The following is a 15,114-nucleotide window of genomic DNA, read 5'->3' as shown; positions in this document are numbered from 1 at the left end:
TGGCTCTCGTCTCGCTTGGGCATGCTTCCCTTTAAAACGAATGAATATTCACTAATCTTATGACGAAAGACACCCGCATGAAGTCGAATGAACCCGAGAACCTCCACGAGCAGCTGGAGGCGGTCTTCGCCAGTCTCTCCCGCGCCGACGCGCCCGGCGCGGTCGTGAGCGTCCAACGCCGGGGGCAGTTGCTGCTCCGCAAGGGCTACGGGCTGTCCAGCCTGGAATCCGGTCTGGTCAACACGCCCGCGACCAAGATGCGCATCGGCTCGACGTCCAAGCATTTCGCCTCGATCCTGGCGCTGATGCTGCACGACGAGGGCCACCTCTCGATCGACGATCCGGTCGTGCGATGGCTGCCCGAGCTGCCGGTCAGCCAGGGTCGCCGCACGCTGCGCCAGTTCATGAATCACACCGGCGGCACGCGTGACTACCTCGACCTCTCGTTGATCTCCAACGGCCTGGGCATCGTGCCCGCCGAGGGCGCCTACGCCTACCAGTGCCGTCAGCACGGCGAGAACTTCGCGCCGGGCGAGCAGTTCATCTACAACAACGGCGGCTACCGCATGCTGTCGCTGGTCATCGAGCGGGTGATGGGCATGCCCCTGGCGCAGGCCCTGCGCGAACGGCTGTTCGAGCCGCTGGGCATGCACGAGACCTCGCTGTGGGCGAGCGACCTCGACCCGCTGCCCGGCGTGGCGCAGGCCCACCTGGCGCTGCCCGGCGGCAAGTTCGGCAAGGGCGTTTTCCCGGCGGTGATCCTGGGCGAGGGCGGCATCGCCTCCACGGTGGACAACATGCAGCGCTGGCTTGCCCATCTCGCGGCGCCGACGCTGTGGCCGCGCGCGCTGTCCGACGAGCTGATGGCGCCCACGACCCTGAACAACGGCTTCACGCACCCGTACGGCCTGGGCGTGGTCGCGGAGAGCTGGCGCGGCGTGCGGGTCTTCCATCACGCGGGCGGCGTGGTGGGGGGAAGCTGCCAGATGCTGGCCGCGCCGGACCACGACATCCAGATCATCGTGATGACCAACCGCAGCGACGGCAACGCGGCCGAGCTGGCGGAGAAGCTGCTGACGGTTCTGGTCGGCGACACGATGTCGGCCGCCCCGCAACCGGCGGATCCCGCGCTCGTGGATGTGCTGGGGGGCGACTATCACTGCGCCGGCAGCGGTCGTCACTTCGTCATCGACCGGATGGACGACAAGCTCTTCCTCAAGAGCTTCGGCATGCCGCTGCCGCTCCAACAGTCCGAGGGAGGCGAGCTGCGCGTGAACGTGCTGTCGGTGATCGCCATGCAGGTGGTCCCCGTCCGCGGGGCGCAAGGACAGGTCGTCGCGATCGACGTCATCGAGCAGGGGATCACCCACCGATGCGAGCGCATCGATCCGGGCTTCAAGGCGGACCAGACCGTGGCGCCGTTCGCCGGACTCTGGCACAGCGACGAGCTGGGCGCGGACCTGCGCATCGGCGGGGAGGGCGGCGACACCGCCGCCGGCCTCGACGCCGAGGCCGACGCGGTGAAGGTGATCGGCCAGTACGGGCGCAACCGCTTCAAGCTCCAGGCCCTGCTGCCCGGGACCTGCCTCCTGCAGAGCACGGACCCTTCGCTGCCGCTGAACGGCACGCTGCGCCTGCGCATCGGTGCCGACCGTCGACGCGAGCTCGTGCTCGACACCTCGCGCACCCGCGGCCTGACCTTGCGGGAGGTCACGTCCGGTGTCTAAATCCATGAAGATCCCGCGGCTGATGCCGGTGGGTTTCGGCGCGGGCGCGCTGGGGATGTCGCTCGCCTTCGGCGCGGTGCCGCTGCTGTTCCTGTTCTACCTGACGGAGTTCGCGCAGGTGCCGCCGGCCGTCGCCGGCGTGCTGCTGGCCATCCCCAAGCTGGCCGACATGGTGCTCGATCCCTGGATCGGGCGCCGCAGCGATGCGGTCGCCCGGCGCCTGGGCAGCCGGGGCACGCTGCTGGCCCTGGGCACGGCGGCGCTGCCCCTCACCCTGGTGCTGCTGTTCCTCCCCATGCAGGCCTTGCCGCTGCCGGCGCGCATCGGCCTGCTGGGCGTGCTGCTGGTGGTCCAGTCGCTGCTGCTGACGGTCTGCACCGTGGCCCACACGGCGATCGCGGGCGACATCGCCGACGGCATCGAGGGGCGCAGCGCGCTGATGGCCGCGCGCGCCATCGGCCAGACGCTGGCCGGGCTGACGGTGTCGGTGGCCGCGCCGCAGCTGGTCGCGGCCTTCGGCGCGAACCAGTCCGGCTATCTCGGCATGGCCGCCGTGCTGGCGCTGGTCTCGCTGGCGGCGCTGGCGCTGTGCTGGCTCAGCGTCCGCCGCGTGCGGATCTGCGCGGGCGTCGAGACGGGCAAGCCCGACCATCTGCTGCGCGCGCTGGGCGGCACGCTGAGGAACAAGGCCTTCTACTGCATCGCCTGCATCCTCGTGCTGATGGGGCTCAGCTCGACCGCGCTGCTGAGCGCGCTGCCCTACGTCAACAAGCATCTGCTGCATGTCGGCCCGGACAACCTGTCGCTGCTGCTCACGCCGCTGTTCCTGACGGTGCTGCTGGGCGTGTCCTCGGCCCCGTGGATCGCGCGGCGGGCGCCGGCGCCGGCGATCCTGTGCGGCGCGCTGCTGCTCGCCCTGACCGGCATCGCCTGGCTGGGCCTGGGCCCGCGCAGCAACGCGTCCATCGCCAGCGGCTGCGCGCTGTTCGGCCTGGCCTCCGGGGTGCTGACGGTGATGATCTCCACGCTGGCCATCGAGTCCGCCACCCAGTTCTCCGCCCAGGGCGAGAGCCTGGGGCTCTACCTGGGGATCCTGTTCTCCGCCGAGAAGCTCGGCCAGTCGCTGGGCGGGCTCGTGCTGGGCCTGGGGCTGGACTGGGTCGGGCCGCTGCAGGGCGAGGCGTCGGCGCTGTCGCTCTCGCGCCTGGAAGCCCTGTGGATCGGCACGCCGGCGATCACCCTCGTCGCGGCCCTGGTGCTGCTGCTGCCGCTGACCTCGCGCCTCCGGGTGCAACCTGCCTGACAGGACTCGTTCATGAAGATCTTCACTGCCGGTCTGCTGACGGAGACCAACACCTTCTCGCACTTCGAGACCACCGTCGCGTCCTTCGAGGAGACGGGCATCCTGCGCGGACCGATCGACGCGGGCGCGCTCGGCTCGGTGGGACAGGTGGTCGAGCAATGGCGCACGCTGGCCGCGCGCCATGGCGACGAGCTCGTCGAGGGCCTCTATGCGATCGCCCAACCCGCCGGACCCGTGCTGGCCGCGGACTACGCGCATCTGCGCGCCGAACTGCTGGCGGGCGTCCAGGCCGCGGGCGCGCTCGATGTCGTGCTGCTCTACCTGCACGGCGCGATGGTGGCGCAAGGCGAGGACGACTGCGAGGGCGACCTGATCCAGGCCGTGCGCGCCATCGTCGGCCCGCGCTGCCGGATCGGTGTCGAGCTCGACCCGCATTGCCACTTGAGCCACGCGATGACGCAGGGCGCGGATGCGATCGTGCTCATGCGCGAGTACCCGCACATCGACTACGCGGAACGTGCCGCCGAGCTCTTCCGGCTGTGCCGCGATGCCGCGACGGGCGCGACCCATCCGGTGATGGCGGTGGTGGACTGCCATCTGGTGGGCTTCTTTCCGACGACCTCGCCGCCGATGCGCGGGCTGGTCGACCGGCTCGCGGAGGTGGAGGGCCGGCCGGGCGTCCTCTCGGCGAGCCTGGTGCACGGCTTCCCCTGGGGAGACGTGGCCGATGCCGGCAGCAAGGTGCTCGTGATCGCCGACGGCGATCCGGCCCTGGCCATGCGGACGGCCGAGGAGCTGGCGCGCGCCTTCTATCGCCTGCGCGTCGATCTGATCCCCAGGCTGGAGATCATGGACGACGCGCTGGGGGACCTGCCCGCGGACGGTCCGCCGAGGATCCTCGCCGACGCGGGCGACAACCCGGGCGGCGGCGCCCCCTGCGACCACACGGTGATGCTGTCGGCGCTCCTGGCGCGGTCGACGCTGCGCAGCGCGTTCGGCATGGTCTGGGACCCGGAGACCGTGCAGGCCTGCCTGCGCGCGGGCATCGGCGCGTCGCTGCGCCTGCGGGTGGGCGGCAAGGCGGGGCCGACCTCCGGCCAGCCCCTGGACCTGGACGTGACGGTGCGGGGGCTGTCCGAGCACCACACGCAGGAGGTGGGACGGATCGTCGACCCCTTGGGCGCCGCGGCCTGGGTGCGCTCGGGGCCGGTGGACATCGTGCTGATCAGTCGACGTCAGCAGACGCTGTCGCCGAGCGCGTTCACGAATCTGGGCGTGCCGCTGCACGAGGCGAGGGTCATCGGCGTGAAGTCGAGCCACCACTATCACGCGGAGTTCTCGAAGCTCTCCGGCGACTGCCGGGTCATCGAGACCGGCGCGGCCCTGTCCATGGACTTCGCCCGTCTGCCGTATCGCAAGCGGGGTCTGAACTTCTTCCCGGCCGTGGACGATCCCGCGCCGCATCTGTCGTGAGCGCGGATCAGCAGCTGCGCCGGGTCGAATCGGCCAGCACGGCCCGGATGGTCGTCGACGGTCGGCCGATGCTCAGCTTCGGGGGCTCGAGCTACCTGGGGCTGGGCGGTCATCCGGGCCTCATCGAGGCCGGCGTGAACGCGCTGCGCCACCTGGGCGCCAGCGCGCAGCTCTCGCGCCATTACGGCTTCGGTCTGTCCGCGAATCTCGAGGCCGAAGCGGCCGCGCGCGCGTTCTTCGAGACGGAGCGCGCGATGTATTTCGGGACGGGCTACCTGTTCGGCCTGATCGCGCTGTCCGGCCTGGCGGCGCGGTGCGACGCGGTGTTCGTCGATGAGCACGCGCACTACAGCCTGCGCGATGCCGCGATGGCCTGCGGTCGTCCGATGCATGTCTTCGCGCATGGCGACGCGGAGGACCTGGCGCGCGTCATGGCCGCGACGCTCGGCCCGGGCGAGCGGCCCTTGGTGGCCACCGACGGGATGTTCCCGACGCGCGGCAGCATCGCGCCCTTGCGGGCGTATGCGGCCTTGCTGGCGCCGCGCGAGGGCTGGCTGGTCGTGGACGAGTCGCACGCGTTCGGCTGCGTGGGCCCGCGAGGGCGGGGCGCGGTCGAGTTGGCGGGCCTGCCACGGGACCGGGTGCTCGCGGGCGGATCGATGGGCAAGGCCATCGGCGCGCATGGCGGGATCGCGATCGGCCCGGCCGCGCTGATCGAGCCGCTGTGGCGGACGCCCGCCGCGCGCGGCGCGGTGCTGGGCTGCTCCGCGGGCGCCGCGATGACCGCGGCGGGTCTGCGCCATGTCGATGCGCATCCCGAGCTGATCGAGCGGCTGCGACGCAATGTGCGGGCCGTCCGGCTGGGGCTGCGCGAACTCGGGCTGCGGCCCGAGGAGAACGAGGGCCCGCTGGCGACCTTCGAGCACGGCCGGGCGGCCGACATGGTCCGGATACAGCGGACCTTGATGGACCGCGGCGTCTTCATCGCCTACTCCACCTACGTCGGCGCGGGCCCCGAGGGCGTGCTTCGCATCGCGGTCTTCGCCGACCACACCGACGCCGACATCCGGCGTCTCCTCGACGAGCTGCGATCGTTGCTCTGACCGTGTGACCCGGTGCCGGTCCCGAACACCCCCCGAACTCCAACCCAAGGACGCCACCGTCTCCGAGCTCGTGCTCGTGCTCGTGCTCGTGCTCGTGCTCGTGCTCGTGCTCGTGCTCGTGCTCGTGCTCGGTCCTGCGATCGTTTCCGTTCCTCAATCCATTCTGGGAGTCCCCATGTCCATTCCTGCCAATCTGCCTTTTTCCAAGGTCCGCCGCGTCGGCGATCTGGTGTTCCTCTCGGGGGAGTTGCCGATCGGCCCCACGGGTGAGATCCCCGCCGGCATCGGTCCTCAGACCGATCTGACGCTGGCCCGCATCGCTGCCACCTTGGCGGGCGAGGGGCTCGGCCTGTCCCACGTCGTGCAGGCGACCGTGTACTTGCGACACGCGGAAGACTTCGCGGCGTTCAACGCCGCCTACGCGGGCCACTTCGCGGCGCCATTCCCCACCCGCACGACGGTCGTCGCCGCGCTGGCGCTGGCGCCGGCCGACGTCGAGATCACCGTCGTGGCGGACGCGTCCTCGGCACGCTGACGAAGGACGGACGAGATGGGTCAAGAGATCGTGGTGCTCGGCGCGGGCATGGTCGGCACCGCCACCGCGCTGGAGCTGCAGTCGCGGGGGCATCGCGTCACGCTGGTGGATCGCCGCGCGCCGGGGCAGGAGACGTCCTACGGGAATGCCGGTGCGATCCAGCGCGAGGCGGTCGAGCCCTACGCCATGCCGCGGGACTGGCGGTCGCTGCTGTCCGTGGTCCTCAAGCGTGGGTTGGACGTGAACTACCACCTGCGTGGACTGCTCGCCGCGTGGCCGCAGCTGCTGCGCTACTGGCAAGCCTCGGCGCCGGAGGCGCACCGGCGGATCGGCCGGCAGTACGCGACCCTCATCGCGCACTGCACGCCGGAGCACGAGCGCCTGATGACGCTCGCCGGCGCGCACGACCTGGTGCGGCGCGATGGCCTGCTGATGATCTACCGGAGCGAGCGCGCGCTGGACGCCGCACTGCGGCATTCGCAGCGGCTGTCGGCCGACTACGGCACCTCGTTCTCGGCGTTGGATGCCGCCGGCATCGCGGCGCTCGAACCCGCCTTCCGGACGCCCCTGGCAGGCGCTCTCCATTGGCGGGATTCCTGGCGCGTGAGCGATCCCGGCAGCCTCGTCGAGCGGTACGCGAGCGCGTTCACGCAGCGCGGCGGGCGGGTGCTCATCGGTGACGCGGACAGCCTGCGCGCCAACGGCAAGTCCGGCGTCACCGCCGGTGGCAGTCCCGGCGCCGCTGCCCACAGCAGTTCCCGCAGCGCTCCCCGCGGCACTTCCATCGGCACTCCCATCGGTGCCTCCAATCGCACGTCCAGCGGCGCCGGGTGGACCGTCGACACGGAGGAGGGGCCCGTGCAGGCGGAGCAGGTGGTGCTCGCGCTGGGCCCGTGGATGGGACCGTTCGCGCGACGGCTGGGGTATCGCTGGCCGCTCTTCGTGAAGCGCGGCTACCACCGCCACTTCACGGGCGGGGCCTCGCTCCATCACACGACGCTGGATGCGGAGCGCGGCTACGTGATGTCACCGCAGCGGCGGGGGCTGCGGATCACCAGCGGCGCGGAGATCGCCTGCCTCGGCGCGCCCCTGACGCCTCGGCAGCTCGACGGCGCCACGGCCGAGGCGCGCGGCCTGCTGGACCTGGGACAGCCGGTGGAAGCCGAGCCCTGGATGGGGGGCAGGCCTTGCTGCGCGGACATGAAGCCGATCATCGGCGCCGCGCCCCGGCACCGTGGGCTCTGGATCAACTGCGGTCATGGGCACCACGGCTTCTCGCTGGGGCCCGCCAGCGCGCGCCTGCTGGCCGACCTGATCGAGGGAGCGCCCCCCTACGTCGATGACGCGGCGTTCTCGCCGTCGAGGTTCGGCCGCTAGCGGGGCGACGGATCGACGGATTCGGGTCCGCGCTGACCCCCTCCGAGGATTCCGAGGGGCGAATCAAGCGTGAAGTCCTTCACGGCAATTGGCGTGCCCGACATGTCGGATTTGTTGACGTTCTTCTCCCTAATTTTAGGGATGAACTGAAAAACAGCATGTAAATCAATGGGTTGAGACGCTGGCACAAGCATTGCTATTGCATGGGTATCAACAATCCCAACGACATCAGCTCGACTCCCACCATGAAGACGAAGATTGCCGCTCTGCTCGCCACCCTCGCGTTCGCTGGCGCCGCCCAGGCCGCCCCGACCTACCTGCCGGTCGGCGCGCAGGCCAACGTCGGCCTGAGCACCATCCTCAACGGTGGCTGGACCGAGTGCTACGTGGGCACCATGGCCCAGTTCATCGGCAACAACGCCGAGAACGTGCTCAACGCCTGCACCGGCGATTACCTGATGATGGCCGGCCGCGCGACGGGTTCGGACACCTTCCTGGCGCTGGCCGCCGCGCTGCGCGCCGACACCATCGTCAACACCGGCATGTCGAGCACCGGTTCCCACGTGGCCAATGGCGCCCAGTGGTACTTCTCGCCGAACTGGTCCTGGGGCTTCACCACGCTGGGTGACGATCTCTCCGAGAACCAGTGCGACACGTCCGACAGCCCGCTGTCGATGTGCCTGCACACCGTCAATGGCGCCGGCGGCTATCGCATCAACGACATCGCCGGTCTGAACGACAGCACCGCCTACCAGAAGGTCTTCTTCCAGGCTTCCGCCGTCGAGATCCCCGAGCCGGCCTCGCTGGGCCTGGCCGGCCTGGCGCTGGTGGGTCTGGCGGCCACGCGTCGTCGCAAGTCGGCCTGATCGACCGGCTTCCATGAACAAAGCCCCGCGGCTCGCGCCGCGGGGCTTTGTCGTTTCTGGCCGGGACCGCGGACTCGGTGCCGGCGACGCCTGACGCGTCGGACCGTCAGCGCGTCGGCGGGGCGTCTCGCCGAGTCACTCCGACGAGCGGCCCTTGAGGTGCGTCACCACCATCATCAGCGCGGCACCGCCCAGCGTCTTGATCAGACCCGAGTGCTGCGCGTAGAAGCTGCCCAGCGCGTCTGCGAGGTCGGGGTTGGTCTCGTGCGCGTGGTTCACCACGGCCTGGACGTCCTCGGGAGACAGCTGCGAGGCCTGGCCCGGCGTCACCTGCGCTGCGCCGGGCGCCAGGATGCGGCCCAGCACGCCGCCGCCCAGGGCCGACGCGGCGACCGGGCCCATGCTGGCGATGATCTGGTTGAGCAGACCGGCACGCTGCTGGTCGTTCGAGTTGCCGAACAGCTGGCCGACGAGTTCCCCGATCGGCGGCGTGCCGTCCGAGCGGAAAGCGCCGGCGAGCGCCGATCCCAGCGCATCGGCCGGGGCGTTGCGGGTGACGTGATCGACGTCGGTCTCGCCGAGGCTGCCGCTGGACACCATCTGGCTCAGCGCATCGAGAAGTCCCATGTCGGATTCCTTTCGGGTCGGAGTGCGGGCGCGCGAGCGCGGGTCACTTGGCGCAGGACTTGCCGTGGTCGCCGTGGAAGCCCTTGGCCTTGGCGTCGGCCTCGGACATGTACTCGCCCTGCTTGGTCTTGCCGTAGTAGCGGTCGCCCTCGCAGTGATAGACCTTGCTCGAGGCGTTGGCCCAGACCTTGCCGGCGCCGCCACCGGGCGCCTGGGCCATCGCTGCCGCGCTCGCCTTGGGCGCGGCGGCCATCGGGGCCGTGGCCGGCTTGGCGGCCGCCGCGGAGGCCTTCTTGTCGACGCCGCCGTGGCCCTTGCAGGCCCCCTTGAACGTGTCGCCGCTGAAGGGCGTGCCGTCCTTGCAGACCGCGGACACCCCGCCCGCGGCGGCGGGTGCGCTGGCGGCAGGCATTTGCGCGAAGGCGGTTCCCGCGAGGGCGGTGCCCAGGCAGAGGATCAGGAGAGACTTGTGCATGAGGGGCCTCGTTCGACAGGCGATTGGTGGATCGACTGTAGGAGGAGGCCCGTGAGCGGCGCGTGATCGCTGCGTGATCGGCCGGTGAGGGCGGCGAGGCGCGCCGTGGGCTCAGCGCAGGCGCTCGACGTAGCTCCGGTTCATCGGCGTCTCGCGATGCACGGGCGGCCGGCCCTTCTCGAAGGAGTCGAAGACCAGCAGCTGCTGCTCGTCTGTCTTGCGCAGCGCGCGCGCGATGCCGTTCTTGCCCGTCTCGATCAGCGTGGTGATCGTCTTCTCGTCCTTGATCCGGGTCGAGTCGTAGTTGCCGCTGGAGGTGTCCAGCATGGTCGTGCGCGAGCGCAGGTAGTTGGCCGTCAGCTTCTCGTTCTGCGTCTCGGTGATGGACTGGCCGGTGCTGTCGACGCCGGGCTTGGCGCTGGTGTGCTGGTTGATGACGTACTCGGCGTGGCCCTGTTCCTTGACGCCGCCGTACTTGTTGGTCTTCTGGCTGTCGCCGGAGAAGCTGGCATCGAAGTCCGCCAGGCCGCTGCGCAGCTGGTCGACCTGATCGCGCAGGTTGGGCGACATGGCCGGATTGGCCTCGTCGTCGACCAGCAGGGTGGCGGCGAAGTGGCGCGCGTTGTCGCCCTTGCCGCTGCCGTTGCCGTCCTGGCGGCTCTGCTCGGCGGAGGGCGCCTGCAGCTGCTGGAAGCCCGCCTTGAAGGTGGCGACCAGTTGCTCGTCGGCATGGCCGCGCTTGGCGGCCGCGTCGATCTGCTGAAGCATCTTGTCGATCGCCGACAGCCGCTGCGCGCTGCCGCCGCTGCCCAGCGCGGACGTGGCGTCGACGCTGATGGACAGGTCGCCGCCGGGGCCCTTCATGTCGATGCTCTTCCTGTCCGCGCCCAGGTGCAGCGCGAACGAGCCCAGCGCCCCCGGCTGTCCCAGTCCCGCCAGCCCCTTCGGATCCTCGACCTGGAGGTCCAGGCCCGAGATGACGCTGCTGTCGTAATTCATCAGCTTGGACAGGTCCAGGGTCGGCGCGCCCTGGCCGAGACCGTTCAAGGCGCTGTCGAGGCCGTCGGCCAGGTCGGCGAGGGCGTCCTTCTCGGTGCTGCTGAGCTTGCCGGAGCTGGTGATCGAGACCTCCAGGCCGCGGGTGCCCTGGCCGCCTTCATTGGAGGCGATCTTGAGCTCCACCGTCTGGCCGGTGCGGGTCTGGATCTTCAGGTTGACGGTGGCCGCGCCGGTCAGGACGCCGGTGGCCTCGTCGGTGCCGGAGGCGGCCTGCGCGGAGGCGGCGCCCGAGGCCGCGTCGCCCGAGGCGACGGCGGGCCGGGCGTCCGACAGGGACTGCTTGAAGTCGACGCCGGTCTCGGAGAGCTGGTTCAGCAGGGCGCCGCCCAGGCCGCGCCAGCGATTCGCCAGGCCGCTCCCGTTGAGGTTGAGCGCCATCTGGCTGGAGACGTCGTTGCGCACCGCGCCAGGCTTGCCGTAGACGGCGTTGTTGGCCGCGGAGCCGCCCAGCGTGACGCGGGTCGGCGCGGACGCGCTGCCCGCGTAGCCGGCGGCGCTCGCGCTGGCGGCGCGGCTGTGCGCCGCCTTGGCGGCGGTGACGCGATCGAGGAGGTTGAAGCCTCCCGAAGGAATGAGGGTCATGACGCGCCTCCCTGGCGGCGGAATCCGGCGCGGCTCTGACGGCCTGGGCGCGCGGAAGGTTGTTTCTCTCCGGCTTATCGGCCGCGCGTCAAGAAACTGTAGGGGAGGCGTTGTCCCGTCGTCGGCGGTGGGCGAGGGGCGGCCCGCGTCGGCCGCGTCGCCCGATTCGCCCGGTCCGCCGGACAGCGGGCGTCAGGGGGCGACGGGGCCGTCAGACGTGCAGCCAGGCGGCGATGCCCAGGCCGATGCCCAGCACGCCGGCGCCCAGCGTGGCGTACTCCATCCAGCGGCGGCGGGTCAGCAGCGCGATGGCGGCCAGGGCGATGCCCACCTGCAGCACGGTCGTGGCCTGGGCCCAGCGGTGGTGGAGGTGCAGCTGTTCCTCGCTCTTGTGGTCCCAGTCGGCGGACAGGGCCTCGAGCTTCTCGGCCTCGGTCTTGATCTGGGCCTTCTCGGACTCGTAGCGCGCGATCTTGTCGCGGTACTTGGCCTTCTGCTGCTCGTCGGCGGTCAGGTCCAGGGCGAGCTCGGACAGGTTCTGGCGGCTGCTCTTGGCCTGGTAGTAGTTCCAGCGGTTGGCCGCCTCGGTCTTGGTGATGGCGGCGTTGTTCTTGTAGAGCCCCGCGTTGGCCTGCGTGGCGCCGCCCATGTAGGAGAAGCAGGCGCCGAGCGTGGCCAGGATGGCGGTGATCACCGCGAGCTGGCCGGCCAGGCCGCCTCGGGGCTCGTGCTGGGCGGCGTGCTCCAGCTCGTGGTCATGCGGGCCGTGGACGTGGAAATGGTCGCCGGACATGGGAGGCTCCTGGATCGGATCGAGGTCGGGAAGATGAGGGGGCCGCCGGCGGCTTCAATGGGCGCAGGCCGGGGCCGGGAAGGCGCTCGGCGCCTCAGCGGCGCTCGTAGCGGACGAAGGCGTAGTCCCAGCCGTGGCCGCGGTCAGCGGGGCTGTGATGGCGCTCGCGCGTCACCTCGGCGAAGACGGTGGGGTCGACGGGCGGGAAGAAGGCGTCGGCGGGGAAGGTCTGGTCGAGCTCCGTGAGCTCCAGCGCGTCGGCGCGGGGCAGGGTCTCGGCATAGATCTGGGCGCCGCCCATGACGAAGACGGCCTCGTCGGCGCCGCAGGCCGCGAGGGCCGCGTCCAGCGTGGGGAAGACCTCGGCGCCGTCCAGCGTCAGGCCGGCCTGGCGGGAGAGCACGAGGTTGCGGCGCTGCACGAGCGGGCGGAACCTCGCCGGGATGGAATCCCAGGTCTTGCGGCCCATGATGACCGTGTGGCCCATCGTCAACGCCTTGAAGCGGGCCATGTCCTCGGGGAGACGGACAAGCAGTTCGTTGTCGCGGCCGATGCCGCGGGCGCGGTCGAGGGCGGCGATGAGGGTCAGATGCGGCATGACGGTGGTCGGCGAGTGCAGGGCCGGGAGTGTACGGAGACTTTGGGCGCTCGCCACCCGATGTGCCGCGGGCCCGGCGTCATTCTTCTCTCCGGGGCCGTTCAGCCCGCGGCGCCCGACACCGGCGCGTAATGCAGGACCGTGGGGAAGGGCTCGTAGAAGTGGTGGAGCAGCGCCTTCCACTCCAGGTAGCGCGGCGACTTGCGGAAGCCGACCTCGTGGTCCTCGAGCGTCTGCCAGCGGACGAGGAGGACATATTCGCCGGGGCGCTCGATGCAGCGCTGGAGCTCGTGGCCGAGGTAGCCGGACATCGTGGAGATGATGGACTGGGCCTGCAGGAACGCGGCTTCGAACGCGGACTCCTGGCCAGCCCGCACGCACAGGGGGGCGACTTCGAGAATCATGGGGGACCTTCCTGATCGGTAAGCCTGCCCGACGTCTTGTCGCGTCGGGTCGGACCCGCGATTGCACCCGAGACGGACGCGGGTGATGTGCGAATACCGCGCCCCGTGATCCGCTGGCAGCCCACTACACGGACTCCCGGTGTGGCCCGAGCGCGGCGCGTGCTCGCCGGGCCGCCAGCCCGGCACCGCGGGCCGCGAGTTCATCGGCGAACTGGTCCAGTTGCTCGACGGTGAGGCCCACGTTCAACGAGATGCGGATGTGCGCCTGCAACTGCGGCTCCACGTCATCGAGCGCGGCCAGCGCCGCGACGGTCGCCAGCTCGCGCGAGGCCCAGGGCAGGTTGTCGCGCGCGAAGATGTCGCCGAACAGATGGGCCTTCAGGAACTGGTCGATGGCCGGCGCGAAGTCGAACAGCGGGCCCGTCACCGGCGCCCCCGCGAGCGCCGTCTGGTTGGCCGTTCCCGCCTCCAGCATGGCTTGCGGCGAAGGCACGGGGCCAGGTCTTGCGCCTTCAGTGTCGTGGAGGCCACGCCGCTGCCGGTCCTGCAGCACCCTCATGAGGTTGCCGAGCGCGTTGAGGGCGCGCGGGAAGCCGGCATAGGCATACAGCTGGACCAGCACCTCCTTGAGTTCATTCACGCTGAGGCCGGCGTCGAGCGCCGATTCCAGCGCCGCGGAGAGCGCGGGCATGTCGCCGATGGCGGTCGCCGTGGCGACGGGGCCGATGGCGAGCTCGGTGTCGGTGAGGCGGTTCATCGGCCGAGGTACTGCTCGTCGGTGACGGGCTCCATCCAGAGGACGTTCTTCCCGTCCAGGGCTTCCTGGATCGCGATGTGGGTCATGGAGGTCGTCTTCGTGGCGCCATGCCAGTGCTTGTGGCCGGGCGGGCACCAGATGACGTCGCCCGCGCGGACTTCGACGATGGATTCGCCCTCGCACTGGGTCCATCCGCAGCCGCTGGTCACGATCAGCGTCTGGCCCAGTGGATGCGTGTGCCAGTTGCTGCGCGCGCCCGGCTCGAAGGTGACGCTGACGCAGGAGACGCGCGCCGGCGCGGGCGGGTTGTTCAGCATGTCGACCCACACGGTGCCGGTGAAGCATTCCGCGGGGCCTTTCAGGGTGGGCGTCATGCCCGGTCGGGTGAGTTTCATGGGAGGTCCTGGTGGGTTGGAAGGTCTGCCAGGACTTTAGGAAGCCGGACCTTGTTGCACTAGACCTTCTAAACTGCATGGACCCGTGAGCCGAGTTCACCAATGGCAAGAGAAAACCTGGCCGACCTGCAAGCCTTCGTCGCCGTGGCGCAGGCGCGATCCTTCACTCGCGCGGCCGCGCAGCTCGGGCTGTCGCGGTCGGCGCTCAGCCATGCGATGACGGGGCTGGAGGCGCGGCTGGGGATGCGGCTCCTCACGCGGACGACCCGCAGCGTGTCCGTGACCGATGCGGGGGCGCGTCTGCTGGCGGTCCTGAGCCCGCGCTTCGAGGACATCGCGGCGGAGCTGGCGCAGCTCTCCGCGCTGCGGGACAAGCCGGCCGGCACGGTCCGGATCACGGCGCACGACCATGCGATCAAGACGGTGCTGTGGCCTCGGCTCGCCCCGCTGCTGCGCGAGTACCCGGACATCCGTGTCGAGCTCAGCGTGGACTACGGGCTGACCGACATCGTGGCCGAGCGCTTCGATGCGGGCGTGAGGTCGGGCGACAGCCTGAACAAGGACATGATCGCGGTGCGCATCAGCCCGGACCTTCGGGTGGCGATCGTCGCGGCGCCGAGTTACTTCGAGGGGAGGGCGGCGCCGAGTTCACCCAAGGATCTCGTGCATCACCGATGCATCAACCTGAGATTGCCGACGGCGGGCGGGCTCTACGCGTGGGAGCTTCAGAAGGACGGCGAGACTGTCGAGGTCCGCGTGGACGGACAGGTGACGGTGAACAACACCTACTTGAAGCTGGATGCGGCGCTGGATGGACTCGGGTTGTGCACCTTGCCCCATGACCTCGTCGAGGCCCACCTCCAGGCCGGTCGCCTGGTCCCCGTCCTGCCCGACTGGTGGCCGACCTTCCCGGGGTACCACCTGTACTTCCCGCATCGCCGACAGATGTCGCCGGCGTTTGCGTTGGTGTTGGAGGCGGTGAGGGTGCAAGTGCGGGGGTGATGGTGGCGCGCTGGTGTCGAGAAGTGGTTGCACGCGCC

Annotated in this window: 16 protein-coding genes; 8 read left to right on the top strand and 8 right to left on the bottom strand. The window is 70.4% G+C overall.

What is annotated here, in order from left to right; all coding sequences use genetic code 11:
- Positions 1-77 precede the first annotated feature (77 nt).
- The 7 genes from MCHT01_RS10040 to MCHT01_RS10010 all read left to right on the top strand — a co-directional run bounded on the left by MCHT01_RS10040 (position 78) and on the right by MCHT01_RS10010 (position 8,384).
- Complete coding sequence (locus tag MCHT01_RS10040; protein WP_067065114.1) at positions 78-1,727, top strand: serine hydrolase domain-containing protein; 1,650 nt, start codon at positions 78-80, stop codon at positions 1,725-1,727.
- Positions 1,728-1,731: 4 nt separating this feature from the next.
- On the top strand, positions 1,732-3,030 hold the full coding sequence (locus MCHT01_RS10035; protein ID WP_067065113.1) for an MFS transporter: 1,299 nt from the start codon (positions 1,732-1,734) through the stop codon (positions 3,028-3,030).
- A 12-nt stretch (positions 3,031-3,042) separates the two neighbouring features.
- Positions 3,043-4,503: a M81 family metallopeptidase gene (locus MCHT01_RS10030; RefSeq protein WP_067065111.1), complete on the top strand. Its 1,461-nt coding sequence runs from the start codon at positions 3,043-3,045 to the stop codon at positions 4,501-4,503.
- Positions 4,500-5,606, top strand: coding sequence for an aminotransferase class I/II-fold pyridoxal phosphate-dependent enzyme (locus tag MCHT01_RS10025; protein WP_067065110.1), 1,107 nt, complete (start codon positions 4,500-4,502; stop codon positions 5,604-5,606). The genes MCHT01_RS10030 and MCHT01_RS10025 overlap by 4 nt, the downstream gene beginning before the upstream one ends.
- 70 nt (positions 5,607-5,676) lie before the next feature.
- Complete coding sequence (locus MCHT01_RS10020) at positions 5,677-6,141, top strand: RidA family protein (RefSeq protein ID WP_245643215.1); 465 nt, start codon at positions 5,677-5,679, stop codon at positions 6,139-6,141.
- Positions 6,142-6,156: 15 nt separating this feature from the next.
- Positions 6,157-7,518 (top strand): NAD(P)/FAD-dependent oxidoreductase, encoded by a 1,362-nt coding sequence (locus MCHT01_RS10015; RefSeq protein WP_067065108.1) that lies wholly within the window; start codon positions 6,157-6,159, stop codon positions 7,516-7,518.
- A 245-nt stretch (positions 7,519-7,763) separates the two neighbouring features.
- Positions 7,764-8,384 carry a PEP-CTERM sorting domain-containing protein gene (locus tag MCHT01_RS10010; protein WP_169806115.1) on the top strand — a complete coding sequence of 207 codons (621 nt, stop codon included), beginning with the start codon at positions 7,764-7,766 and terminating at the stop codon, positions 8,382-8,384.
- Between the two features lie 135 nt (positions 8,385-8,519).
- On the opposite strand, the gene MCHT01_RS10005 is transcribed toward MCHT01_RS10010, so the two are convergent.
- From MCHT01_RS10005 to MCHT01_RS09970, 8 genes are all read right to left on the bottom strand, one after another.
- Positions 8,520-9,011, bottom strand: coding sequence for a hypothetical protein (locus tag MCHT01_RS10005; RefSeq protein ID WP_067065105.1), 492 nt, complete (start codon positions 9,009-9,011; stop codon positions 8,520-8,522).
- Positions 9,012-9,054: 43 nt separating this feature from the next.
- On the bottom strand, positions 9,055-9,486 hold the full coding sequence (locus tag MCHT01_RS10000) for a DUF3761 domain-containing protein (protein ID WP_067065103.1): 432 nt from the start codon (positions 9,484-9,486) through the stop codon (positions 9,055-9,057).
- A 111-nt stretch (positions 9,487-9,597) separates the two neighbouring features.
- Positions 9,598-11,127, bottom strand: coding sequence for a hypothetical protein (locus MCHT01_RS09995; RefSeq protein ID WP_067065101.1), 1,530 nt, complete (start codon positions 11,125-11,127; stop codon positions 9,598-9,600).
- Positions 11,128-11,338: 211 nt separating this feature from the next.
- Positions 11,339-11,920, bottom strand: a complete 582-nt coding sequence (locus MCHT01_RS09990; RefSeq protein WP_067065100.1) for a DUF4337 domain-containing protein — start codon at positions 11,918-11,920, stop codon at positions 11,339-11,341.
- Positions 11,921-12,014: 94 nt separating this feature from the next.
- Positions 12,015-12,518 carry a dihydrofolate reductase gene (locus MCHT01_RS09985; RefSeq protein ID WP_067065098.1) on the bottom strand — a complete coding sequence of 168 codons (504 nt, stop codon included), beginning with the start codon at positions 12,516-12,518 and terminating at the stop codon, positions 12,015-12,017.
- A gap of 101 nt (positions 12,519-12,619) precedes the next feature.
- Positions 12,620-12,922 carry an antibiotic biosynthesis monooxygenase family protein gene (locus tag MCHT01_RS09980; protein ID WP_067065096.1) on the bottom strand — a complete coding sequence of 101 codons (303 nt, stop codon included), beginning with the start codon at positions 12,920-12,922 and terminating at the stop codon, positions 12,620-12,622.
- A gap of 124 nt (positions 12,923-13,046) precedes the next feature.
- Positions 13,047-13,679: a carboxymuconolactone decarboxylase family protein gene (locus MCHT01_RS09975; protein ID WP_067065094.1), complete on the bottom strand. Its 633-nt coding sequence runs from the start codon at positions 13,677-13,679 to the stop codon at positions 13,047-13,049.
- On the bottom strand, positions 13,676-14,074 hold the full coding sequence (locus tag MCHT01_RS09970; protein WP_067065093.1) for a (R)-mandelonitrile lyase: 399 nt from the start codon (positions 14,072-14,074) through the stop codon (positions 13,676-13,678). The genes MCHT01_RS09975 and MCHT01_RS09970 overlap by 4 nt, the downstream gene beginning before the upstream one ends.
- Before the next feature lie 102 nt (positions 14,075-14,176).
- On the opposite strand from MCHT01_RS09970, the gene MCHT01_RS09965 reads away from it, so the two are divergent.
- Complete coding sequence (locus MCHT01_RS09965) at positions 14,177-15,076, top strand: LysR family transcriptional regulator (RefSeq protein ID WP_067065091.1); 900 nt, start codon at positions 14,177-14,179, stop codon at positions 15,074-15,076.
- Positions 15,077-15,114: the final 38 nt, after the last annotated feature.

It is taken from the genome of Mitsuaria chitosanitabida ATCC BAA-476 = NBRC 102408 (assembly GCF_001598255.1).
GTDB classification, from domain to species: Bacteria; Pseudomonadota; Gammaproteobacteria; order Burkholderiales; family Burkholderiaceae_C; genus Roseateles; species Roseateles chitosanitabidus.
Note: the sequence above shows the minus strand (reverse complement) of the source record. Positions and strands in the feature narration are given on the sequence as shown.